Genomic DNA, 23,348 nt, shown 5'->3' on the forward strand with positions numbered 1-23,348 from the left:
ACCGCATGTTCGCCGAGGACAAACCGGCGCTGGCCAAGTACAACCTCAAGGACTGCGAACTGGTCACGCGGATTTTCGCCAAGACCCAATTACTGACCTTCCTGCTGGAACGCGCCAGCGTGACGGGGTTGCCGGTGGATCGCATGGGCGGCTCGGTGGCGGCGTTCACCCACCTCTACATGCCGTTGATGCACCGCCAGGGCTTTGTTGCGCCGAACCTCGGCGCTAAACCACCACAGGCCAGCCCCGGCGGGTTTGTCATGGATTCGCAACCGGGGCTGTACGAGTCGGTGCTGGTGTTCGACTACAAAAGTCTTTATCCATCGATCATCCGCACGTTCCTCATTGATCCCGTGGGGTTGATTGAAGGGCTCAAGCATCCTGACGACAGCGACTCTGTGCCGGGCTTTCGCGGGGCGCGTTTTTCCCGCACCCGGCACTGCCTGCCGTCCATCGTCGCGCGGGTCGCCGAGGGCCGGGAAACCGCTAAACGCGAACACAACGCGCCGCTGTCCCAGGCCCTGAAGATCATCATGAACGCGTTCTACGGCGTGCTCGGTTCCAGCGGTTGTCGCTTTTTCGATACGCGTCTGGCGTCTTCCATCACCTTGCGCGGCCACGAAATCATGCTGCGTACCCGTCAGTTGATCGAAGATCAGGGGCATACGGTGATTTATGGCGACACCGACTCGACCTTCGTCTGGTTGCGCCGTGCCCATGGTCAACAGGAAGCCGCGCAGATCGGCCGCGCGCTGGTCGATCACGTCAATCAGTGGTGGCGCGAGCACGTGCGGCAGGAGTACGGCCTGGAGAGTGCGTTGGAGTTGCAGTTTGAAACTCACTACAAACGTTTCCTGATGCCGACCATTCGCGGGGCGGAGGAGGGCAGCAAGAAGCGTTACGCGGGGCTGGTCACACGGGCCGACGGTAGCGACGAGATGGTTTACAAAGGCCTGGAAACCGTGCGCACCGACTGGTCGCTGCTGGCCCGGCAGTTTCAGCAAGAGCTGTACGAGATGATCTTCCACCGCAAGCCGTATCAGGACTACGTGCGCGAGTACGTGCGCAAAACCCTGGCCGGTGAGTTCGATGATCGCCTGATCTACCGCAAACGCCTGCGCCGCACCCTCGATGACTACCAGCGCAATGTGCCGCCGCACGTGCGGGCGGCGCGTATCGCCGATGATTACAACGATCAGCAGGGTCGCCCCCGCCAATACCAGAGCGGCGGCTGGATCAGTTACGTGATCACCGTCGCTGGCCCCGAACCGCTGGAGATCCGCAGCGCGCCGATCGATTACGATCACTACATCAGCAAACAACTGCAACCGGTGGCGGACGCGATCCTGCCGTTTGTCGACGACGATTTCTCAACCCTGATTGGGGGGCAACTGGGCTTGTTTTGAGTCCATCAGCGACAACGTCCAGTCATCCAGGATGCCGTGGAAATACTGATTCAACGCTTGGTGAAACGGGCTGTCAGCGGCAGCGACCTGGGCGAACAGGGTCATCGACGAATGAAACTTCAAGTCGTCGGGATGGCCGAATATCGCCGCTACCGAGCGCTGCTGGATGTTCAGCACTTCCTGGGTGCAGATGCGCAACCTGGCACCCAACACGGGGTGTTCAAGGTAGGCCTGCGCTTCTTCGCGGGAGCGGATCGCAAACCGTCGGGACATTTCACTGCCACCGAGCCCGGCGAACTGCGGAAAGACAAACCACATCCAGTGGCTGCGTTTGTGGCCGGCATTCAATTCGGCCTGGACTCGGTCGAATACCGGGTCTTGTGCCTGAATAAAACGTTGCAGGTTAAAGTCGTCCGGTTGATCGGTGCTTCTCATATCGAAGCCCTCTGACACCGCGTTGGCTCAGACCATGGCCAGTCGCTGCTTGCGTTTGGGCGCGTGAAACGCTTGGTCCAGCGCCTCCAGATCCCCGATTTCCAGTTGCAACTGCGCCGCTTGCGCGTTGAGTTGCACGTGTTCAGCGCGGACCGCCTTGGGGATGGCGATCACACCGTCCTGGCGCAGCAGCCATGCCAGCGACACCTGGGCGGGCGTCACACCGTGGCGGGCAGCCACTTGTTTGAGCGTGGCATTGGCGAGCATTTTTCCGCCCTGGCCGATTGGACAATAGGCCATGACCGGCATGTTGTGCTGCTGACACCAAGGTAACAAATCAAATTCTATGCCACGTTCTTCAAGGTTGTAGAGCACCTGATTGGTGGCGCAGGCCTTGGCATCGAGTTCCTGCAAGTCATCGACATCAAAATTGGACACGCCCCAGCGACCGATCTTGCCCGCCTCACGCAGGCGTTCGAAGGCCTCGACGGTTTCTTCCAATGGGTATTGGCCGCGCCAGTGCAGCAGGTATAAATCGATATGGTCGGTCTTGAGCCTGCCCAGACTGCGCTCGCAGGCTTGGGGAATGCCTTGGCGGCTGGCGTTGTGTGGATAGACCTTGCTGACCAGGAAGACTTTGTCGCGCTGGCCGGCGATGGCTTGGGCCACGACTTGCTCGGCGCCACCTTCGGCGTACATTTCGGCGGTGTCGATGAGGGTCATGCCCAGATCGATGCCCAGGCGCAGGGCGGCGATTTCTTCTTTTTGGCGGGTGTGGTCTTCGCCCATTTGCCAGGTGCCTTGGCCGATCACGGGTACTTGGCGACCGGCCAGTTGCTGAGTTCGCATGCTTGGTTCCTTTTTGCTCGACACTACAGTTGGCATCAGGATAGCCGCTGGGTTCCGTCTTGGCGGGTTCTGGGCCGACCATGCTGTGGATGTTTTGGGTGATACCCGTTACTGCGGTAACGGCGACTGAGGGTTTCGCCGCAGTGGGAGTTTGCTTGTTGGTGATGGCGGTCTGCCAGCCAACCAATCTCTGCCAGTTGCACTCCATCACCTGTAGGAGCACGGCTTGCCGGCGATGGCGTCCTTGAGATCGCCATCGCGAGCAAGCTTTGCTCCTACAGAGACATCATCCAATAAAGCCGTCGGTTCGCAGCACCTGTGGGAACTGGCATGCCAGCGATGACGGCCTGTCATCCGCCATTCCTTCGAAGTGCAAATGATCTTTCCCTGCCGATGATCGATTGCCCACCCCCGACACTGCACTTTTTCCAATTGACCGGCTCTATCCATAGCCGTTGCGGCGAATCCCGCCGCACAGGAATGTGTCAGTCCTATCCCTTATGGTTCGAGTGTTGCCCTTCAACCTTATCCGCGTTCGCCTGCTGGCCGGTCTGTTGCTGCTCTGCGCCAGCGGTTGCAGCCATCAGCCCGGCAATGATCTTTTCAGCCAGATACGTGATGGAAAACCCCAGGAATTCCTGCAAACCAGCGTCGACCGCATGGCCACGCTGGCCATGCGTGACAATCTCGACAGCCTCTACCTGCTGATGAGCAAGTTGTACCTGCGCAACCCCGACGAGCTGAAAAAATCCGGCTTCCTCGACGCCCGCACTGCCGGCAAGCAAGTGCGCATGGCCATCGAACAGCAGCAGCCGTTACCCACCCTGGGCGGGAAAAAAGACCTGGCGGCGTTGCGCTTTGCCATGAGTCCGGAATTTCTCGGAGACCGGGTCGGCGCGTTCATTTATGCCATCGGCAGCATGCTGGTCACCGCCCACGGTAATCGCCTGGAGTTCTACATGACCGACGCGATCAACCCGACGTTTGTCAGCAACGCCGCCCGCAACATCGAAATCGCCACCTGGATTTTGAGCCAGCGACAGAATAAGGATGGCCAGCCCATGCTGTTTTCCAACGAAATCTCGGAGGAGGGCAGTAACCTGAGTTTTGCCGTGGAGTTCGGCAAGATCGTCGCGCGCCTGGATTTGCTGACCCAGATGCTTGACGAGCGCTACCGGCGTATCGGCCTCAACTATGCGCAAAGCCTGCTGTTCCTGAATTTTCTCCCGGTGCAGTGAAAATCCCCACAACCCCCTGCAGGCGCCAGCCTGCTGGCGAAAAACGTCAAGACACAGCGATTGATCTGAAAGGGCTCGACATCGTTGCCTCCCTCGCGAGCAGGGAACTGTATTAGGCATAAAGATAGATCGCATCGATATAACTGGTTATAAGAAATATCGCTATGCTGCGGGCCAGATTTTCCCTGCGGTCTATGTGGACGTATCAATGGATTTAGTGAACATCGGGTTGGTCGTGGCCGGACTGGTTGTCGGCTTCATCGTCGGCATGACAGGCGTAGGTGGCGGGTCGTTGATGACCCCGATCCTGCTATGGTTCGGAATCAACCCGGCAACCGCCGTCGGCACCGACCTGCTGTACGCGGCCATTACCAAATCCAGTGGCGTACTTGTTCACAAAAAGAACAACAACATCGACTGGCACATCACCGGTTGGCTGACCCTCGGCAGCGTGCCGGCAGTCATGCTGACGTTGTGGTTCCTCAGCACATTGCATTCCAGCCCTGACGCGATGAACGCGATCATCAAGCAAGCCCTGGGCTTTGTGTTGTTTGCCACGGCGCTGGCGATTCTGTTCAAGAAACGCCTGCTGGACTTCGCCCACAAGCGCGCCGGTGGCAACTACAACCCAAGCGGTCCGCGCCTCAACGTCCTGACCGTTATCACCGGGCTCGTGCTCGGCACCATGGTGGCACTGACCTCCATCGGCGCCGGTGCGTTGGGTACGGTGGCGTTGTTTATCCTTTATCCGCTGCTGCCGACCCGTCGCCTGGTCGGCACGGAAATCGCCCACGCCGTCCCGCTGACGCTGGTGGCCGGTCTGGGCCATGCGAGCATGGGCAACATGGATTGGCAGGTACTGGGTTTTCTGCTGGTCGGTTCGCTGCCGGGGATCTATCTGGGCAGTCACCTCACCGGGCGCATCTCCGATGAGCTGTTGCGTCCTTGCCTGGCGACGATGTTGGTGTTGATCGGTTACAAACTGGCGTTCTGATTCAACACCCGGCAATGCGCCTCGCGGTGGATCAAGTAGCGCTTTGTAATGGCTTCAGATGAATCCAGCCTGTTGCGCAATGACTGCCCTGACCTAAGCTTTGGGCAAGGCGAAATACATTTGCGGAGCGTCACCCGGAACGAACGCCGCGATGCGCAATCATTAGAGCGTGGATATCAAAAGGAGATGCGCATGCTCATCAGGTCACTGACCCTGGCTACCCTGCTGGCGATCGCCAGCCCCCTGTTCGCCGCCGATGGCGACTCACCGCTGGACATGGACAAGGGCAGGGCAAGGCCACTGATCGTCATCGCTCCGAGCACGGTTGATCCGACATGGGTCAGCCTGAAAAAGTCGCTGGACGAGCCGGCCAATCGCAAGGGATTCACCGATCGCAACATGGTGCTGTATACCGTCCTTAACCTGATGGGCCAGCGCGAAGGCAAAGACCTGGGACCGCAAGACACGGCGGCATTGATCCGCTCGCTGAAGCTGGGGGCCGGTGCCAAGACCAAGGTGATTCTGGTCGGCAAGGACGGCGAGAAGAAATTCGAACAAGCGGACACGGTCAAGCTCGAAGAGATTTTCGCCGCCGTTGACCAGTTGCCGGCAGCCGAGAAAGAAACCCCGCCGCCGACAGTGGCCACCCCAGTCGCTGAAACCGAACCCGCGGCCAAAGGCGCCAAAGCCGCGAAAAACGCCAAACCGGCGAAACCGACCAAACCGCCAGAACAGCCGGATGATTGAGCTGACTTGTAGAGCTCGACGCAGGTTTGCTGGCCGCTAGAGCGATACCCTGCGCTCGCCACGCAAGCAAGGTTGTTTCATGCTACTGCTCTGCGCGCTGAGTCAGGAAGTGATGGATTACATTGACGAGGACGGGGGCAAACGGCTGGAGCAGGTGCGATTCATTCGGCGCTCTCAGGTCATCCATGAGTAACATCAACAATTCATCGTCCTCAAACTGCAAGTCTCCGGGCGAAGTGCCTTGGCTGTATATCAGTGACTCGACCACTTGTTTGCGTGCACTGATAAGGCCTCGGTTACTTTCCTCGGAATGACCCAGGTTTAATGCCTCGATAGATTCTTTCGCCCGATCAGTCTTGCCTGTTACCAGTCCGGATAAATAAAACTGCAGCTCGGTTTCGCATTCGGCCATCAACGGTGTAAGGGGCAACTGCCTTGTTTTTCGACCATGACCACATTGTCGCGGACGCTGGCAACTAGCGACGATGTTGAAAAAATCCAGCGTTTTATGGGGGGCACGATCCTGGGCTTCAAGGTGCTCGTTATGGGCGTTATCCACGGTGATCGGCTGACAGCAATACGCACACAAACCGAACTGTTCAGATATACACGCCGTTCGAATCGAACGACTCTCCACCGCAGGCAAATCTCGATAACGCAACGTCCTGTTTGAGCTTTTAAAGCGGGTCAGCAATGATGGCTCCATGCCCTTGTCGATCTTACGCACGGCGCAACTCCAATTTGCGAATCAACAGTGCCGCCTTCGCCAGTTCCAGATGCCCCTCTGGCAGCTCATTTGAAAGCGCGGCGAAAAGGCCTTTAGCGTTCTCCAGATCACCGTCCTGCAAATGTTTGAGCAACTGATTCAGGCGTTTTTGCACTTCGCTGTTGCGCACATCGGTGTCCATGACTTCCAGCAACACCTGGTTGGCGTCCAGCCCATACAAGCCGTTGTGTTCCCGCAGTTCCCCGTCATCGAGCACGTAACACAACACACCTTTTGCATCGCTGATGACCAGCGGCGAGTGCGTGGTCAGGACGAACTGGCAATTGGGGAAAGTCTCGCTCAACTGCCGAATCAGACTGCGTTGCCATTTAGGGTGCAGGTGCAAATCGACTTCGTCGATCAGGACAATGCCGTCACCCTCCAACGGGTTGTCCAGAGACTGGTTCATCATCGCCAAGCGACGCGCGATGTCGCCGACCAGCGCCATCATCGACTTCTCGCCCTGAGAGAGCTGAGAGACATTGAGCGTGACGCCGTCCTTGTCGATGGCCATGTGCAGACGCGGTTTGCGCTGCACCCTCAAATTGCTGAAGCCAGGCATGAATGCGGCAATAGCAGAGCGAACGGCGGTCAACTGACGATCCCGGGAAGAAGCCTTCAATTGGGACAGGGTTTTCCAGATGTCGCTGTCGTTGCCGAATTTTTTCGAAATTTCGGCCAATGCCGTATCGGAGACGCCGGTCTCGTTTTCGCTGTCTTCGCGTTCGCGGAACCACTCGAAGAAACGGCGGAAATCGACACCGCGATTCAATGCGTTGTCGTAGCCGTCGAGTTGGTCGAAGGTGTGTTTAGTGCGGATTTTAAGCGGGATTTCGAGGACGGAGCGTTCTACCGGGTAGTAGGCGATCAGGGGGAGTGAGGCTTTGTCGTCGGCGGTTAGACGGTTGCGATAGTGATCCGCCAATTGGGTAGCTTGTTCCAATGAGCTATGGACTGCGCTCTTTCGACCTTTTCTGCCCCGAGCAGTGGTCCAAACGAACAAAACATCTTCAGGACTTTCTTCCGAATGATCTGAGCGAGTCTGTAAGCGGTCTACTATGGCAATTGCAACAACCGCGACAGAGGTCCCATTTTGAATATCTTCATTTGTAAGGTAACTGCCGTTGCCTTTTTCAGTACGAATTCTGGCAACCAGCCAGCTCAGTGAAGTGGCCAATGACTTTAAAAGAGTGGTTTTCCCTGCGCCGTTATTACCCACCAAAACGGTGATGTTTGAGTTGTGCTTGGCCGTGGGTGCTAAATGAACGTCCAATTCTGTGAAACGCCCGACGTTCGTGATCTTGAAACCGTTGATTTCCATTACAACGCCCTTTGGCGGTCAGTCGGAGTGAAAAATTGCGCGCGCATTATGTCATTCCCGGTCGTGGATTGATCCGATGCCACTTACAGACTGGAGCGATCCATTAAATACAGCGGTTTGAGCTGCATCACAACGGCCATTAGTAAAAAGGTATTTGTAACAGCATGCTCAAGAAATGACCGTAGGCAACGCCTTGCATTTGCTTCGGAGATTTCCTGCAAGACGCGGCGGCGTTGGTGAACTGGTGCTCTGGGGAGTGCACCGATAACCTTTCTCTGCCGCTGCAAAATCAGTGGTCGGATGTGGAAGTCCGGTGGTTCAAGTCATCTACCAATGCCCTAAAGCGCGTGGTGACATTTTTTATGTCAACATTGCCGCGTTTTGGTGGCTGTGCGCGGGAGCACTTTCGAGTGCGCCGGGTTTTGGTGGTTGGCCTGGTCTTCCACACCCGCGTACAGCTGCCACCCTCATGTGGAAGTGAGATTGGTAGTTCTCAACAATCGCCCAAGGAACTTCACTCATGAAAAAAGTTACTCCCAACCCCCCTGAGTCACCGACTGACTCTGACCCTCTTGATTCCCCACCACTTTCCGACATCACCGAGCCCGCCATCAGCGCTCGCCTGCGTAACCCAAGTCACGCCGACCCCGTCAGCCACATCTTCACCATTCGCCCTAATATCGATTCGGTCACTTTGCTTTGCCATGCCTGCGAGACCCTCGCGTCGCTGAACGTGCTGGCCACGGACCTGGCTTGCAATCTGGAAAGCTCGAACCGCAATGTAGCGCTGTCGATTCAGCAATTGGCCGTGGTGGGTGAGTTGTTGGTGAACCGTGCACTGGACAATATTGATCCACCTGGCAACTCACAGACGCAGGTTTAAACCCCCAACAAAAAGATCGCAGCCTTCGCCAGCCTCTAAAGGATTCGTTTTAGGGGCTGGCGAAGGCTGCGATCTTTTATTTTTTGTTCTATCAGCGACTCAGAGCGCTCAACACCTGATGCGCAATCTCTACCCGCTCTGCAATCGGATAGTTCTTGTTGGCCAGAATGACAATGCCGATGTCTTTCGACGGCACGAACGCAACGTAAGCGCCGAAGCCACCGGTCGATCCGGTTTTGTTGATCAGCAAGTCCTGAGTCGGCGATTGCGGCGGGGACAGCCACTGAGCTTCATGCGCCTGCATGGCCATCGGCGTCGAGTTCCCGGCCAGCAAACGATCCAGCGTTACCGGGTAGTGATACAGCTCCCACCCCAGCCCCTGGGTCATGTCGCCAACGCTGTAGTAACCGGTGTGCGTCAGGGCAATGGCTTGCTGTAACGGCCTTTCCAGCGTTGCCGGGTGCATGTTCGCTTCGACAAAGCGGAGCAGGTCCGCCGCACTGGTTTTCACGCCATAGGCCTCGGAGTCGAGCGCCCCCGGGGTGACGCGCACAGGCTCGCCTTGCTTGTTGTAGCCCTGGGCATACAACCCCATTTGCTTCTGCGGCACCTTGAGGAAGGTGTGCTTGAGGCCGAGTTTCGGCAGCAGGGTGTTTTCCATCAGTTGGTCGAATGGCTGGCCCATGCTGTGTGCGGCCAGGTAGCCGAACAAGCCGATGCTGGGGTTGGAATACAGTCGGTGGCTGCCGGGGGCGTAGGCCGGTGTCCACTGTTGGTAATAGCCGAGCATTTTTTCGGCCGAATCGAATTGCGCAGGAAATTGCAGTGGCAGGCCTCCGGCGCTGTAGGTGCCCAGTTGCAGCATGCTGATGTTGTCGAGCGCGCTGCCACGCAGGGCGGGAAGCACCTGGCCGGCCTTGTCGGAAAACGACAGCTTGCCGAGAGCCTGGGCGTAGGCGGCGAGGGTGGCGGTGTAGGTCTTGCTGACCGAGCCGATCTCGAACAGGGTGTTTTCGGTGACCGGTTTGGCGGTTTCCTTCGATGCCACGCCGTAGTTGAAGAAGTGCTGCTTGCCGTTGGCGGTGACGGCCACGGCCATGCCGGCAATGCCTTGGGTTTGCATGAGCGGATTTACAGCGGCGTTTACCACCGATTCGATGGGGTCCTGTGCGACACACTGGCCTGCGGTCAGCAGCCCCAGGCAAACCACGAGTGTTTTCAAGCGATCCATGTTGATGTTGTCCGTTGTTGATTCAGGTGTGCGCCATTCTAGGGGGGAAGACCCCGTTCATTAAACCCGGGCTGCCAACAGCAGCTCGGGTTTACTGCCAATGAGCGCGCTACCGTCGACTCAACGCACCAGGCACGGCCGCTTGTTGTCGAACGTCCATCCCGGAATCAAAAACTGCATCGCCACGCTGTCATCCCGCGCGCCCAGCCCCATGCCTTTGTACAGTTCATGGGCCTTGGCCACTTGGTCCATGTCCAGTTCGACACCCAGCCCCGGTTTCTTCGGCACTTGCACGCAACCGTCGACAATCTGCAACGGCGCCTTGGTCAGGCGCTGGCCGTCCTGCCAGATCCAGTGGGTGTCGATGGCGGTGATCTCACCCGGTGCGGCGGCCGCGACGTGGGTGAACATCGCCAGGGAGATGTCGAAGTGGTTGTTGGAGTGCGAACCCCAGGTCAAGCCCCATTCGTGGCACATCTGGGCGACGCGGACTGAACCCTGCATGGTCCAGAAATGCGGATCGGCCAGCGGAATGTCGACCGATTGCAGCTGGATCGCATGACCCATTTCCCGCCAGTCGGTGGCGATCATGTTGGTCGCGGTTTTCAGCCCCGTGGCGCGGCGGAATTCGGCCATGACTTCGCGGCCCGAGTAACCGTTTTCCGCCCCGCACGGGTCTTCGGCGTAGGCCAGAACGTCGTGCTGATCACGGCACAACCGGATCGCTTCCTTCAAGGACCAGGCGCCATTCGGATCGAGGGTGATACGTGCATCGGGAAAACGCTCAGCCAGTGCAGTGACGGCTTCGATCTCGGCGTCGCCACTGAGCACGCCGCCCTTGAGCTTGAAGTCCTTGAAGCCATATTTGGCATGGGCCGCTTCAGCCAGGCGCACCACCGCGTCGGCGCTCATGGCTTTCTCGTGACGCACGCGGAACCAGTCGTTGTCGGCCTCTGGTTCACTGCGGTAGGCGAGGTCGGTTTCATTGCGATCACCGACGTAAAACAGATAACCGAGCATCTTCACTTCATCACGCTGCTGGCCTTCACCGAGCAGCGCGGCGACTGGCACATCGAGGTGCTGGCCGAGCAAGTCGAGCAGCGCGGCTTCGAGGCCGGTAACGGCGTGAATGGTGATGCGCAGGTCGAACGTCTGCAAGCCGCGACCACCGGCATCGCGGTCGGCGAAGGTTTGGCGCACTTGATTGAGTATTTTCTGATAGGTGCCGATCGGGCTGCCGACCACCAGGCTGCGGGCGTCTTCAAGGGTCTGGCGAATGCGCTCGCCGCCCGGCACTTCACCGACACCGGTGTGGCCGGCGTTGTCCTTGAGGATGACAATGTTGCGGGTGAAAAACGGGCCGTGGGCGCCGCTCAGGTTGAGCAGCATGCCGTCATGTCCGGCCACGGGAACGATCTGCATGCTGGTGATGATCGGTGCTTTGGCAGTGTTTTGCTCGCTCATTTTCTTATCCTTTCAAGCGTGACGTGGTGCGGCTTCAGCCGATGCGGTGGCGGGCGCGGATTTGGGTTTGTTGCGTGCAGCGAAGACGATGATTGCGGCGATGATCGAGGTGGCGGCCAGGCCGTACAGCCCGCCCTGGATCGAACCGGTGCGCTCTTCGAGCAGGCCAAAAGTGGTTGGCGCGACGAAGCCGCCGAGATTGCCCACCGAGTTGATCAGCGCGATGACGCCCGCAGCGATGCGCGCATCCAGATAGGCCTGGGGAATCGGCCAGAACAGCGACGACGCCGATTTGAAACCCAGCGCGGCAAAGCAGATCGCCACGAACGCGAAGATCGGCCCGCCGGTGGTGGACATGAACATGCCCGCGGCGGCGATCAGCAACGCGGTCGCGACCCAGGCTTGCTGGTGCTTCCATTTGGCCGACAACGAAGCGAAGGCGTACATGCCGATGATCGACAGCAACCATGGAATCGAATTGAACATCCCGACCTGGAAGTCACTGAGGTCGCCCATTTTCTTGATGATGCTCGGCAGCCAGAAGGTCGCGGCATAGATGGTCAGCTGGATGAAGAAATAAATCACACAGAACAGGATGATCTGCCGGTCCTTGAGCAGTTTGCCCAGCGACGGCTTGACCGGCGTCGCGGCTTCGCGGGCCAGTTGTTCATCGTCGATGGCTTTCACCAGCGCGTCCTGTTCGTCGCGGGTCAGCCATTTGGCGTCGTGGGGTTTGGAGTCCAGCCAGAACCAGACAAAGGCGCACAAACCCACCGAGAACATGCCTTCGATGAAGTACATCCATTGCCAGCCATGCATGCCCAGGCCACTGATTTGCAGGAGCAATCCGGACAACGGGCCGGAGATCAGCGAGGCAATCGCCGAGCCGCTGAGGAAAATCGCAATTGCCTTTCCGCGTTCCACGCCGGGCAACCAACGGGTGAAGTAGTAGATCACCCCGGGAAAGAATCCGGCTTCGGCCACGCCCAACAGAAATCGCAGTATGTAGAAGTGGGTTTCGTTCTGGATGAACGCCATGCCCGCGGCGACCAGGCCCCAGGTCAACATGATGCGGGTCAGCCAGATTCGTGCGCCGACTTTTTGCAGAAGGATATTGGACGGCACTTCGAACAGCGCGTAGCCGATGAAGAACAGCCCGGCCCCAAGCCCGTAGGCGGCAGCGCCGATGCCCAGGTCGTGTTCCATGTGGGCGCGGACAAAGCCGATGTTCACTCGGTCAATGTAATTGACGATGAACATGATGACGAACAGCGGCAAAACGTGGCGTTTGACTTTGGAGATGGCGGACTTCAGCACGGAATTGGCTTCGTCGTTCATCCCGGAGATGGATGTATTCACTGTGTTTTCTCCCACTCGTTATTTTTATGCGGGGTGTGACGGTGTTGCGTTGTTGATAGACATCATACAACTACATTTTTTTGCCTTGCAACCCGTTTTGCCCAATAAAATGGCTGCAAGTTGGATATTTGATGAAGGATTCGATGTCAGGTTAGGCGTAATTTTGTTGGTGGATTCAGGATTTGTTGAGTGTTGTCATACAAGTTGGTGCGATTTTTCTGACGATTCCCGCAACGCTCGGTGCTACGATTCGATAGCCATGTCATTCGGACGCGCCCATGCAAGAAAATCTCGATGCGCCTGCCCGCAAGCGCAGCCACAACCTGGCCCACGACCTGGTGGCCAAGCTGACCCAGAGCATCCTGCTCGGGCAAATGCTGCCCGGTGACAAGCTGCCGTCGGAGAACTCGATCGTTCAGGAGCATGGTGTCAGTCGTACGGTGGTGCGCGAGGCGATCTCGAAGTTGCAGGCTTCAGGGTTGGTGGAAACCCGTCACGGCATCGGCACGTTTGTACTGGAGCGGGCGCCGGAGCAGGGGTTGCGGCTGAACGTGGATACCGCGCTGGGAGTGCGCAGCATCCTCGAGTTGCGCATGGGCCTGGAAACCCAGGCAGCTGCGCTGGCGGCGACGCGTCGAACCGATCAGCAACTGACGCAGATGCGCGAAGCGCTCGACGATTACCAGAACCTGCTGGCCAACAATGACAGTTGCGTCGAGGCCGACCGACGCTTTCATCTACTGATTGCCGAAGCCACCGGCAACGTGTGTTTCAGTGAAATCATGCAGCACCTGGGCAGCGCGATGATCCCGCGAACCCGGGTCAACGCAGCCGAGCGTGGCGCCGTGGACTTGAGCAAACTTGGACAGTTGGCCAATCTTGAGCACGAGGCGATTCTCAACGCCATCAAGCGCCAGGACCCGGATGCGGCACGGGCGGCAATGTGGTTGCATTTGACCAACAGCCGGGACCGGTTTTCACCCAGTTGATGGTTGCTGATATTGCGTTATCGCCGTTCGCGGGCACGCCTCGCTCCTACGGTATCGAATTGATCCGTAGGAGCGAGGCTTGCCCGCGAAGAGGCCCAATTTTTCAACCTGTCTTCATGATCAGGCGCTCGCCGCCCGAGGCATTGGGCGCCGCTCCAGGTTCAACGCCAACACACTGATCAACACCACCACCGCACCCACTCCAACCATCAGCGTCGGCCTTTCACCGAGGGCAAAAGAAGCGATCAACATCGCCATCGGCGGCACCAGATACAGGGTCATCGTTGCCCGGCTCAGATCCACGTGCGCCAGCACGTAGGCCCATGCCAGATACGCCAGCGCACTCGGAAAAACCCCCAGGGCAAACACCGCGAACTGTACCCGCAGCGGCGCATTCATCACCTGATCCGCCAGCCCCGGCAGGAACACCAACAGCAGCGCAGTACCGGACCAGACCGTGTAGCAAACCAGCGTCAGGCCGTCGTAACGCCCGGTGTGATGCTTTTGCATCGCGAAGTAGACACTCCACGACAATGCCGAGAGCAGAATCAACAAGCCATGGGCGTCGATGCTGCCGAAGCCGTGATCACCTGCCACGACAATCATCACACCGACCAATCCGAGGACGACGCACCCCCAGCGCCAGACGCTCACCCGATCCTTGAATACGAAGCGCGCCAGCAAGGTGCTGAACAGCGGCGTCGTCTGTGCCAGCACACTCGATGCGCCGGCGCTGACGCCCTGTTGGCCGAAATTGATCGCCACGTGATGCAGGCTCACCGCAAACAAACCCAGCCCGAACAGCAGTGGCAGATCTCGGAGTCTCGGCAGATGAATGCCGCGCAACAGCGCGACCGCGGCCATGAACACTGAAGCGATCAGAAAGCGCAGCAACGCCAGATGCACAGGGTCGTAGGCCAGCAATCCGATGTGGATGCCGCTCGGGGAGTATCCCCAGCAGGCGACAACGAACAGCATGGTCAGGATGATTTTCAGGGGGGAGGGGGTCAGAGGATTCATGGTCGGGCACCGGTGGAATATGCGCCGAGTATCGGAATCCTTATCGTTCATCACAACTGACTTATACTGCGCTATCTATTCACTTTGGGTGATGTATGGAGCTGGCGCAGATTCGCATGTTCAAGACCGTGGCCGAGGTTGGCAGTATTGCCCGTGCCGCCGAGCTGTTGCATTGCGTGCCGTCGAATATCACGGCGCGCATCAAGTCGCTGGAAGCGGAGTTGGGTGTGGCGCTGTTTTTGCGTGAAGGGCGTGGTTTGCGTATCAGCCCGTCTGGCCAGACCTTTCTGGCCTACGCCTCGAGGATTCTGGCACTGACCGCTGAAGCCAAGCGTGCGGTGGACCCGATGGCTGAGCCGTCCGGGCCATTGCGAATTGGCGCCATCGAGTCTTCCGCTACCGGACGCTTGCCGCGCTTGCTGGCAAAGTTTCACAAGCGCTATCCAGCGGTAGCATTGGAATTGACCACGGGCAGTTGGGGGCAGTTGCTCGATGACACGTTGAGCCATCGACTTGACGGCGCAATCGTCGCGGTGGATGTCGAGCGCTCGCATCTCAAGCGTACGCCAATGTACCGCGAAGACCTGTTGCTGATCGCCTCGACGTCGCTTGGGCCGGTGCACGACATGGCGGATCTGCAGGACAAGACCGTGTTCATGTGGCCTCAAGGTTGTCCGTACCGAGCGGCGCTGGAGCATTGGTTGTTGCGCCAGGGCATGGCGTTGCCGATTGTCAGTCTGGCCAGTTACGGCGCAATCGTCGGCTGTGTGAGTGCCGGGGCAGGCGTGGCATTGGTGCCCAAGGGCGTGTTCGATCAATACGCCAAGGGCGCGGGTTGCGTGGGCTATGAGTTTGCTGAACTGACGGCCATTGAAAACCTGTTTTATTGGCATGAAAACGCCGGGGTGCACCCGGCGCGTGAGGCGTTTGTGGCGATGTTGCGCGAAGAGTTCGCCTGACGCTCTATAGGAGGGTTACGACAAATCCCGCATCAGCAGCCCGAAATTCAGATCCACCGCATCCGGAATCGGCAAATACACCGTGTGTCCGTCGCCCGGTGCCACTTTTATGGGCTCGCCTTGCATGTTCTGCAGCTGGTGCAGATCGAAGTGGAAGTTGCCCTTGGGCGTCATCAGTTCCATGTGATCGCCCAAGGCAAAACGGTTTTTCACCTTTACTTGCGCCAAACGCCCCTGACGTTCGCCTGTCAGTTCGCCGACGAACTGTTGTCGCTCTGATACCGAACTGCCGTTCTGGTAGTTCTGGTATTCGTCGTGCACATGGCGCCGCAGGAAGCCCTCGGTGTAACCGCGCTGGGCGAGGGATTCCAGATCTGCCATCAGGCTGCGGTCGAACGTCCGGCCAGCCACCGCATCGTCGATTGCCCGGCGGTAAACCTGAGTGGTGCGTGCGCAATAGAAATGCGATTTGGTCCGGCCTTCGATTTTCAGTGAGTGCACCCCCATCCGCGTCAGGCGCTCGACATGCTGCACCGCGCGCAGATCCTTGGCGTTCATGATGTAGGTGCCGTGTTCATCCTCGAAGGCCGGCATCTGTTCGGCCGGACGGTTGGCTTCCTGTAACAGGAACACCTGGTCGGTGGGCGCGCCGATGCCCAGGGTCGGTTCCGGCTCGAACGTCTGGACGATCTCTCCCAGCAGGTTCTCGGTGGCCGGTTGCGCAGCGTATTTCCAGCGGCAAGCGTTGGTGCAACTGCCTTGGTTGGCGTCGCGTTTGTTCATGTAGCCCGACAGCAGGCAGCGCCCGGAATAGGCCATACACAACGCACCATGCACAAATACCTCCAGCTCCATGGCCGGGACCTGCTGACGAATTTCCTCGATTTCTTCCAGCGACAACTCCCGCGACAGGATGATCCGGCTCAAGCCCTGTTGCTGCCAGAACTCGACACTGGCCCAATTCACGGTGTTGGCCTGCACTGAAAGGTGAATCGGCATCTGCGGATAGTGTCGGCGCACCAGCATGATCAGGCCGGGATCGGACATGATCAGCGCGTCAGGCGCCATGGCGATGATGGGCGCCAGGTCCTTGAGGAAGGTCTTTAGCTTGGCGTTGTGCGGCGCGATGTTGACCACTACATAGAAACGTTTGCCCAGCGCCTGCGCCTCGCGAATGCCGAGGGCCAGATGGGCATGATCGAATTCGTTGTTGCGCACCCGCAGACTGTAGCGCGGCTGACCGGCATACACCGCATCGGCGCCGTAGGCGAACGCATAACGCATGTTTTTCAGGGTGCCGGCGGGGGCGAGCAGTTCCGGAGCAATGAGGTTCATGGTGAGTCGATCGCAAAAGCCGAGCAGGGTAAACGCTTTGCTCCGAGGGTTTATTGATCTGGATCTATGCTTTATTCACAAACGGATGGCACTCGTGCGAGCCGTGGCGGCCTAAGGAACAGGACGTACTTTCGCGTTCAGGCAGACTGGCATGGATCGGACATGAACGAAGAAACACTTAAAGACAGGTCGTTGACGATCCTGCTGGCACTGGTAAGCGTTGCTTTCATCTGGATATTGTTGCCGTTTTACGGTGCCGTATTCTGGGCGGTGATCCTCGGGATTCTGTTCGCCCCTCTACAGCGAAGGCTGCAATTGAAATTCGGCTGGCAGCGCAACCTCACCTCCATGCTCACCTTGAGCATCTGTTTGTTGATCGCGATCCTGCCGGTGATTGTCCTGAGCATCTTTCTGGTGCAGGAAGGAACAGCGGTCTACCAGAAGATCGAGAGTGGTGAACTGGACATAGCCGGCTACGTGACGCAGTTCAAACACAGCCTGCCGGCCTACTTCCAGCATTTGCTCGACCGTTTCGGAATGGGCGAACTGAATGGGCTGCGGGAGAAAATCATCAAGAGCGCCATGTCCGGCAATGAATTCGTTGCTACCCAGGTGTTCAGTTTTGGTCAGGGGACGTTCGAGTTCATCGTCAGCTTTTTCATCATGCTGTACCTGCTGTTTTTCTTCTTGCGTGACGGTGCCGAACTTGCGCGCAAGGTGCGCATGGCCGTACCGCTGGAGGAAACCCAGAAGCGCCGTTTGCAACTCAAGTTCAACCGCGTGGTGCGGGCGACCGTGAAGGGCAATCTGGTGGTGGCGATCACGCAGGGCGCGTTGGGCGGTTTGATCTTCTGGTTTCTGGATATTCCCAGTGTCTTGATCTGGGCAGTGCTGATGGCGTTTCTGTCGCTGTTGCCGGCTGTGGGGGCCGGGATTGTCTGGGCGCCGGTGGCAGCGTTTTTCCTGTTTACCGGGGCGATCTGGCAAGGCGTGACATTGGCCTTGTTCGGTGTGTTCGTGATCGGCCTGGTCGATAACGTGCTGCGACCGATCCTGGTGGGCAAGGACACGAAGATGCCCGATTACATGATCCTGATTTCCACCTTGGGTGGCCTGGCGATCTTCGGTCTCAACGGCTTTGTCATCGGGCCGTTGATTGCCGCACTGTTCATGTCGAGCTGGGCGATTTTCATCGAGACCAAGCCGCGGGTTCAGTTGCCTTAGGCGTTGAGCTTGCCTTGCTGGCCAGCACTGATTTGCTGCGACAGCGCCTGGGCATCGGGCAGTGAGGTGAGCGGGCCGCTGATTTGTTCGCCATCCTGGACGAGATACCAGCAGGCAAGCATGCCCAGCGCTCTGAGCGGTGCAGGGACGGCGCTGCCGATAACGGACATGATCTGAACTTGAGACATCATAAGTAACCTCCATCAATCTATGGGGCTACCTTACGTGGCGCAGGTTTTTACGAACAATCACCGTTTTCGATAGTGGTCATTGATGCGAGTGAGGGCAATTGACCCGCTGTCGCTCATTCGACGACCTGGTCGAGCATGTGCACCACTTCCTGCTCATTGAGCAGGCCTTTGCGCACCAGGTTTTGCGTCAGCAGCGAAAGGAACTTGGCGCTGCGATGACCTTCCAGGTGCTTGAGTTCGGTCAGCGCGTTGTACACCTTGCTTGAAGTGCACAGGCCGACAATGCGGTGCGGATTTTGCGTTGGCATGAGGTCGTCCTTGTTGTTATCAACCTGTTCTAGACGGACAGGCCCGAGCTTGCAGACCTGACATGACATAAATATGACCGTTGGCTGCCGCGCGGCAGAAACAGTGTCGAGACACTGTTGCCCATTTATGCCCGGCCCGCTGTCCCGAGAGCGACCTCGGCGAGATTTATTCAGACCAGCCTGATGATAAGTCAGAAGGTGAAAGCGTTGTTCAGGACGAAACAACGGGCCAAAAAAGCCCCGCTATCACAGCGCAATATTGCTCACTCAAAGACGAGCTCCCTCGCCACAGGATGCTTTAAGTGAACAGCATCTAGCCGTCACTGCGGGGCTTGATGAACCAGTCAGTAGTGACCGTAACGGGGGCGATAGTAACCGCGGGGTGGGCCGTAATAGCCACGGGGTGGTCCGTAATAGACCGGCGCCGGACGGTAGTAGATCGGCTGTTGCACGTACACAGGAGCCGGTTGGTAGTAGACCGGAGGCGGTGGCGGTGCGTAATAGACCGGGGCCGGCTGGGCATAGACCGGTTGCGGCGCGACGTACACCGGTCGGTTGCTGTTGATGATGGCCGAGCCAACGATGGCCGTGCCCACGATCGCGCCAAATACCGCCGGGCCTTCCCAACCGCCGCCGCCACCGCCATGCGCCTCTGCCTGCCCGGCGATAGTCAGAGCGCCGATCAGCAAGGCCACTGTGGGGATTGTACGGATCATGATAGTTCCTCGCTTCTTCGCCCCAGCGCTTGTGTCTGCAATAGACTCAAGGTTTGTCGCGGGGATACTTCTAAGACAGCGTTTTTTTGAAAATCAGCACAGCCGCAGGGTAAATTTTGTGTAAGGTCTGTACCGGTTTTCTGACGGTTGCAGGTGCCGCCGACAGGTACGCGATTATCATTGATCAGAACCCTTGGGCTGGCTAATCCCGTCCATCTGAAAGTGCGTTAGAAGGAGATCTTCATGCAGATGAACCCCAATCGAGACACTCAGTTGTGCATGTCACTTTCCGGGCGCCCCGGCAACTTTGGCCTGCGATTTCACAATCATCTGTATGAACAGTTGGGGTTGAATTTCTATTACAAGGCGTTCAGCAGTCAGGATCTGCCGGGTGCCGTGGGCGGTATTCGTGCGCTGGGCATTCGCGGGTGTGGCGTGTCCATGCCGTTCAAGGAAGCCTGTATTGCCTTGGTCGATGAAATGGACGCTTCCGCCGCCGCCATTCAATCGATCAACACCATCGTTAACACCGACGGCCATCTCAAGGCCTACAACACTGATTACATTGCCGTGGCCCAACTGCTGCAAACCCACGAAGTGCCCAAGGACACTTCGTTTGCGCTGCGCGGCAGCGGTGGCATGGCCAAGGCTGTTGCCAGTGCCCTGCGTGACGGTGGTTACAAAAACGGCTTGATCGTGGCCCGTAACGAACGCGCCGGCCGCGCTTTGGCCCAATCCCTGGGTTATGAATGGCAAGCGGACCTGGGTACCCGTCGTCCGCAGATGCTGGTCAACGTAACCCCGGTGGGCATGGATGGCGGGGCAGAAGCCGGTAAATTGGCCTTCGACGTCGAAGTCATCAAGGCTGCGGATATCGTCTTCGATGTGGTGGCGATACCGTCGGAAACCCCGCTGATCGTGCGGGCGCGTGCCGAGGGCAAGAAGGTCATTACCGGGCTGGAAGTGATTGCAATCCAGGCCTTGGAGCAGTTTGTGCTGTACACCGGCGTTCGCCCGACAGAGGAACAGTTTCAGAAAGCGGTGGCGTTTGCGCGGGGTTGATAAATCCTGGTTTTTATATGTTTGCGTCGGCCTCATCGCCAGCAGGCTGGCTCCCACAATGGAAGCAATCCAAATGTGGGAGCCAGCCTGCTGGCGATGACGGCGCTAAATCCAACACCAAGGTGACCAGCCGATCGGTTATTCCAGCCGCGCCAGCCGCTCTTCCAGCGCCGCAATCCGCGCCTCCAGCTCCTCTATCCGCTCAACCGAAACACCGCTGCCGGCGCCGCGTTCCGACGGGTTCTGCCGCGCCGCGAGAATCGCCTCGATATCAGCCGGATCGCCCAGTGCATGGGTATAACGGTCTTCGCGCTGCCCCGCCTGTCGCGGAATCAGCACCGCCAGCCCTCGCGCAATCAAGCGCTCGAGCTGATGCACCACCTGTTCGGCATCTTCAAACTCATGCATGCGACCACTGCGGGTCAGCAGTTCGTTGACTGTCTGCGGTCCGCGCAAAAACATCAGCCCGGTCAGAATCACCTGAGCCGGCACCAACTCCAACGCCTTGTCGACTTTGTGTTCCCAGCGATCTGCGCGGCTGCCCATCACCAGTTTGGTGAAACCGCGTCCTTCAAGTGCACGCAGGCTCTGCCCAACCTGGCCGGGAGTGAGGTTCATCACCGGTTCGCGGCTGGTTTTCTGGTTGCAGGCAATCACCAGGGCATTGAGGGTAAGCGGATAGGTTTCCGGGCTGGTGGCCTGTTTCTCGATCAACGAACCCAGAATGCGGATTTCCGTGCCGTTCAGGCGTGGTTCGTCAAAGGTCTGTTCTTGTTCAGTGCTCATCGCGCTTTTCCCTGTGCCATCGAAGCAGCCTAGCCTAATCCTTGCAGGATAAAAGACAAGCCGCAGGACGGTCGCGCATGGCTATAATCGGCCCCACGTTTCCTCCTGTCATCACGCGAGACTGCCATGACCATTTCCCTGTACGACGCCTCCGTTCCTGTTTTCCAGCAAATGCTCAACGCCCTGAGCGATGTACTGAAAAAAGCCGAGGCCCACGCCACCGCCAAGAACATCGACCCGAACGCCTTCCTGCAAGCCCGCCTGTACCCGGACATGTTCCCGCTGGTGCGCCAGGTGCAAATCGCCGTCGATTTCGCCAAGGGCGTTTCTTCGCGTCTGGCCGAGGTTGATGTGCCGAAGTACGACGACACCGAAACCACTTTCGCCGAGCTGCAAGCGCTGATCGCCAAGGTTCTGGCCTACATCGGCGAGTTCACGCCTGAGCAGATCAATGGCAAGGAAGGCATCGAGATCGTCACCCGTCCTGGCACGCCGAAAGAAAAGCGTTTTTCTGGCCAGGCTTACCTGCTGACCTACGGCCTGCCGCAGTTCTTCTTCCACGTCACCACTACTTATGCACTGTTGCGCCACAACGGTGTGGAAGTGGGCAAGCGCGATTACATGGGCGCGTTCTAAACCGTCCAGATGTAAAAAAGCCCCCGGAGCCTTTGGCTGCGGGGGCTTTTTCATGGGCAAGCGATCTGCCGTGGGAGTGGCGATGTACTACGCCAGCCGTTCGGCTTTCTGCTCTTCACCCAGGCAAGCCGCCGCCGTGAACAGCACATCAGTGGAAGAATTCAGAGCGGTTTCCGCCGAATCCTGCAACACACCAATAATGAAACCAACGGCTACCACCTGCATGGCGATTTCGCTTGGAATGCCGAACAGGCTGCACGCCAGTGGAATCAGCAGCAGCGAACCACCCGCCACACCCGAAGCGCCGCAGGCGCAGATTGCCGCGACGACGCTGAGCAGAATCGCAGTCGGGATATCCACGGCGATCCCCAGTGTGTGCACGGCCGCCAACGTCAGCACGGTGATAGTGATCGCAGCACCGGCCATGTTGATGGTCGCACCCAAAGGGATCGACACCGAGTAGGTGTCTTCGTGCAGGCCCAGACGCTTGCTCAACTCCAGGTTGACCGGAATGTTCGCTGCCGAACTGCGGGTGAAGAATGCGGTGATGCCGCTCTCGCGCAAGCAGGTCAGTACCAGCGGATACGGGTTGCGGCGCAGTTTCCAGAACACGATGAGCGGGTTCATCACCAGGGCTACGAACAACATGCAACCCAGCAGCACGGCCAACAGATGCGCATAGCCGATCAAGGCACCAAAACCCGACGTCGCCAGGGTCGAAGCCACCAGGCCGAAAATCCCCAGCGGCGCGAAGCTGATGACCAGTCGCACGATAACCGTCACGCCGTTGGACAGGTCGCCCAGCACTTCACGCGTCGTGTCGCCCGCATGGCGGATGGCGATACCCATGCCGATGGCCCAGGCCAGGATGCCGATGAAGTTGGCATTCATCAGCGCACTGATCGGGTTATCCACCACACTCAACAGCAGGCTTTGCATCACTTCGCCAATGCCGCCCGGCGCTGTCACCGCCACGTCCTGCGTCGACAGCACAAGGCTGGACGGGAACATCATGCTGGCAATCACCGCGACCACTGCAGCGGCGAACGTCCCCAGTAGATACAGGAACAGAATCGGTCGGATATGGGTTTCCTGGCCGTGCTTGTGGTTGGCGATGGACGCCATCACCAGTATGAACACCAGAATCGGTGCGACAGCTTTCAGTGCCGAGACAAACACTTTGCCAATGAACGCCGTGGATTTCGCCGCGTCGGGGGCAAGCAGCGCCAGGGTAATACCGGCGATCAGGCCGATCACGATCTGCGTGACCAGGCTCAAGCGTTTAATGCGGTGTAATAGAGAAGGGGATGAAGCAGTCATAAAACAGCATCTCTGATTTTTATTAATGCATGGTTTCGCAGGTTTGCGGCAACAAACAGGGCAGGCCGCAGGCAGGAAACCGAGAAGGAAACACAGGGCAAATGCCAGC

The 23,348-nt window shown here is 58.3% G+C and carries 24 protein-coding genes; 10 read left to right on the forward strand and 14 right to left on the reverse strand.

The window, feature by feature from the left end; genetic code table 11:
- Positions 1-1,406: DNA polymerase II (locus D8U69_RS18550; RefSeq protein WP_130907872.1), on the forward strand; the 1,406-nt coding region annotated here is incomplete at its 5' end.
- On the opposite strand, the gene D8U69_RS18555 is transcribed toward D8U69_RS18550, so the two are convergent.
- Together D8U69_RS18555 and D8U69_RS18560 are read right to left on the reverse strand one after the other, a co-directional pair.
- Positions 1,371-1,841, reverse strand: coding sequence for a DUF1810 domain-containing protein (locus D8U69_RS18555; RefSeq protein WP_056854794.1), 471 nt, complete (start codon positions 1,839-1,841; stop codon positions 1,371-1,373). The genes D8U69_RS18550 and D8U69_RS18555 overlap by 36 nt on opposite strands.
- 27 nt (positions 1,842-1,868) lie before the next feature.
- Complete coding sequence (locus D8U69_RS18560; RefSeq protein ID WP_130907873.1) at positions 1,869-2,690, reverse strand: aldo/keto reductase; 822 nt, start codon at positions 2,688-2,690, stop codon at positions 1,869-1,871.
- 500 nt (positions 2,691-3,190) lie between these two features.
- Here D8U69_RS18560 and D8U69_RS18565 point away from each other — a divergent pair, with 500 nt between their 5' ends.
- From D8U69_RS18565 to D8U69_RS18575, 3 genes are all read left to right on the forward strand, one after another.
- Positions 3,191-3,928, forward strand: a complete 738-nt coding sequence (locus D8U69_RS18565; RefSeq protein WP_056854792.1) for a hypothetical protein — start codon at positions 3,191-3,193, stop codon at positions 3,926-3,928.
- Positions 3,929-4,136: 208 nt separating this feature from the next.
- On the forward strand, positions 4,137-4,922 hold the full coding sequence (locus D8U69_RS18570; protein ID WP_056854791.1) for a sulfite exporter TauE/SafE family protein: 786 nt from the start codon (positions 4,137-4,139) through the stop codon (positions 4,920-4,922).
- 192 nt (positions 4,923-5,114) lie between these two features.
- Positions 5,115-5,669: a DUF4174 domain-containing protein gene (locus D8U69_RS18575; RefSeq protein ID WP_056854763.1), complete on the forward strand. Its 555-nt coding sequence runs from the start codon at positions 5,115-5,117 to the stop codon at positions 5,667-5,669.
- Between the two features lie 82 nt (positions 5,670-5,751).
- On the opposite strand, the gene D8U69_RS18580 is transcribed toward D8U69_RS18575, so the two are convergent.
- Both D8U69_RS18580 and D8U69_RS18585 read right to left on the reverse strand, forming a co-directional pair.
- A complete protein-coding gene (locus tag D8U69_RS18580; RefSeq protein WP_130907874.1) occupies positions 5,752-6,396 on the reverse strand; it encodes a TIGR02646 family protein in 645 nt (214 codons plus the stop codon).
- Positions 6,389-7,756 carry an AAA family ATPase gene (locus D8U69_RS18585; protein ID WP_130907875.1) on the reverse strand — a complete coding sequence of 456 codons (1,368 nt, stop codon included), beginning with the start codon at positions 7,754-7,756 and terminating at the stop codon, positions 6,389-6,391. Before D8U69_RS18585 ends, D8U69_RS18580 begins: the two co-directional genes overlap by 8 nt.
- 520 nt (positions 7,757-8,276) lie before the next feature.
- Here D8U69_RS18585 and D8U69_RS18590 point away from each other — a divergent pair.
- Entirely contained in the window at positions 8,277-8,639 is a 363-nt protein-coding gene (locus D8U69_RS18590; protein WP_130907876.1) for a DUF6124 family protein, read from the forward strand.
- A 91-nt stretch (positions 8,640-8,730) separates the two neighbouring features.
- On the opposite strand, the gene ampC is transcribed toward D8U69_RS18590, so the two are convergent.
- From ampC to D8U69_RS18605, 3 genes are all read right to left on the reverse strand, one after another.
- A complete protein-coding gene (ampC, locus tag D8U69_RS18595; protein WP_130907877.1) occupies positions 8,731-9,870 on the reverse strand; it encodes a class C beta-lactamase in 1,140 nt (379 codons plus the stop codon).
- A 120-nt stretch (positions 9,871-9,990) separates the two neighbouring features.
- The gene (gene gudD, locus D8U69_RS18600; RefSeq protein ID WP_056854761.1) at positions 9,991-11,334 is read right to left on the reverse strand and encodes a glucarate dehydratase; all 1,344 of its coding nucleotides are present in this window, start codon (positions 11,332-11,334) and stop codon (positions 9,991-9,993) included.
- A 12-nt stretch (positions 11,335-11,346) separates the two neighbouring features.
- Positions 11,347-12,693, reverse strand: coding sequence for an MFS transporter (locus D8U69_RS18605; protein ID WP_130907878.1), 1,347 nt, complete (start codon positions 12,691-12,693; stop codon positions 11,347-11,349).
- A 278-nt stretch (positions 12,694-12,971) separates the two neighbouring features.
- On the opposite strand from D8U69_RS18605, the gene D8U69_RS18610 reads away from it, so the two are divergent.
- The gene (locus tag D8U69_RS18610; protein ID WP_130907879.1) at positions 12,972-13,682 is read left to right on the forward strand and encodes a FadR/GntR family transcriptional regulator; all 711 of its coding nucleotides are present in this window, start codon (positions 12,972-12,974) and stop codon (positions 13,680-13,682) included.
- A 120-nt stretch (positions 13,683-13,802) separates the two neighbouring features.
- Here D8U69_RS18610 and D8U69_RS18615 read toward each other — a convergent pair whose 3' ends face one another.
- Complete coding sequence (locus D8U69_RS18615; protein WP_130907880.1) at positions 13,803-14,702, reverse strand: DMT family transporter; 900 nt, start codon at positions 14,700-14,702, stop codon at positions 13,803-13,805.
- A gap of 95 nt (positions 14,703-14,797) precedes the next feature.
- Here D8U69_RS18615 and D8U69_RS18620 point away from each other — a divergent pair, with 95 nt between their 5' ends.
- Positions 14,798-15,661: a LysR substrate-binding domain-containing protein gene (locus D8U69_RS18620; RefSeq protein ID WP_056854757.1), complete on the forward strand. Its 864-nt coding sequence runs from the start codon at positions 14,798-14,800 to the stop codon at positions 15,659-15,661.
- Between the two features lie 15 nt (positions 15,662-15,676).
- Here the strand turns inward: D8U69_RS18620 and yegQ are convergent, their stop codons facing one another.
- The gene (gene yegQ, locus D8U69_RS18625; RefSeq protein WP_130904235.1) at positions 15,677-16,996 is read right to left on the reverse strand and encodes a tRNA 5-hydroxyuridine modification protein YegQ; all 1,320 of its coding nucleotides are present in this window, start codon (positions 16,994-16,996) and stop codon (positions 15,677-15,679) included.
- 162 nt (positions 16,997-17,158) lie between these two features.
- Between yegQ and D8U69_RS18630 the strand changes: the two genes are divergently transcribed.
- Positions 17,159-18,220: an AI-2E family transporter gene (locus tag D8U69_RS18630; RefSeq protein ID WP_056854755.1), complete on the forward strand. Its 1,062-nt coding sequence runs from the start codon at positions 17,159-17,161 to the stop codon at positions 18,218-18,220.
- Here D8U69_RS18630 and D8U69_RS18635 read toward each other — a convergent pair.
- From D8U69_RS18635 to D8U69_RS18645, 3 genes are all read right to left on the reverse strand, one after another.
- Positions 18,217-18,408: a hypothetical protein gene (locus D8U69_RS18635; RefSeq protein WP_056854899.1), complete on the reverse strand. Its 192-nt coding sequence runs from the start codon at positions 18,406-18,408 to the stop codon at positions 18,217-18,219. The genes D8U69_RS18630 and D8U69_RS18635 overlap by 4 nt on opposite strands.
- Before the next feature lie 116 nt (positions 18,409-18,524).
- Positions 18,525-18,719, reverse strand: coding sequence for a hypothetical protein (locus D8U69_RS18640; protein WP_130907881.1), 195 nt, complete (start codon positions 18,717-18,719; stop codon positions 18,525-18,527).
- Between the two features lie 344 nt (positions 18,720-19,063).
- Positions 19,064-19,435, reverse strand: a complete 372-nt coding sequence (locus D8U69_RS18645) for a hypothetical protein (RefSeq protein WP_056854754.1) — start codon at positions 19,433-19,435, stop codon at positions 19,064-19,066.
- Between the two features lie 243 nt (positions 19,436-19,678).
- Between D8U69_RS18645 and D8U69_RS18650 the strand changes: the two genes are divergently transcribed.
- Positions 19,679-20,497 carry a shikimate 5-dehydrogenase gene (locus tag D8U69_RS18650; RefSeq protein ID WP_130904236.1) on the forward strand — a complete coding sequence of 273 codons (819 nt, stop codon included), beginning with the start codon at positions 19,679-19,681 and terminating at the stop codon, positions 20,495-20,497.
- A gap of 138 nt (positions 20,498-20,635) precedes the next feature.
- Here D8U69_RS18650 and D8U69_RS18655 read toward each other — a convergent pair whose 3' ends face one another.
- The gene (locus tag D8U69_RS18655; protein WP_130907882.1) at positions 20,636-21,283 is read right to left on the reverse strand and encodes a DUF480 domain-containing protein; all 648 of its coding nucleotides are present in this window, start codon (positions 21,281-21,283) and stop codon (positions 20,636-20,638) included.
- A gap of 126 nt (positions 21,284-21,409) precedes the next feature.
- Between D8U69_RS18655 and D8U69_RS18660 the strand changes: the two genes are divergently transcribed.
- Positions 21,410-21,919: a DUF1993 domain-containing protein gene (locus tag D8U69_RS18660; RefSeq protein ID WP_130907883.1), complete on the forward strand. Its 510-nt coding sequence runs from the start codon at positions 21,410-21,412 to the stop codon at positions 21,917-21,919.
- A gap of 87 nt (positions 21,920-22,006) precedes the next feature.
- Here D8U69_RS18660 and sstT read toward each other — a convergent pair whose 3' ends face one another.
- Complete coding sequence (gene sstT / locus D8U69_RS18665; RefSeq protein WP_130907884.1) at positions 22,007-23,239, reverse strand: serine/threonine transporter SstT; 1,233 nt, start codon at positions 23,237-23,239, stop codon at positions 22,007-22,009.
- Positions 23,240-23,348: the final 109 nt, after the last annotated feature.

This window comes from Pseudomonas sp. Sample_16 (assembly GCF_004307665.1).
Lineage (GTDB): Bacteria > Pseudomonadota > Gammaproteobacteria > Pseudomonadales > Pseudomonadaceae > Aquipseudomonas.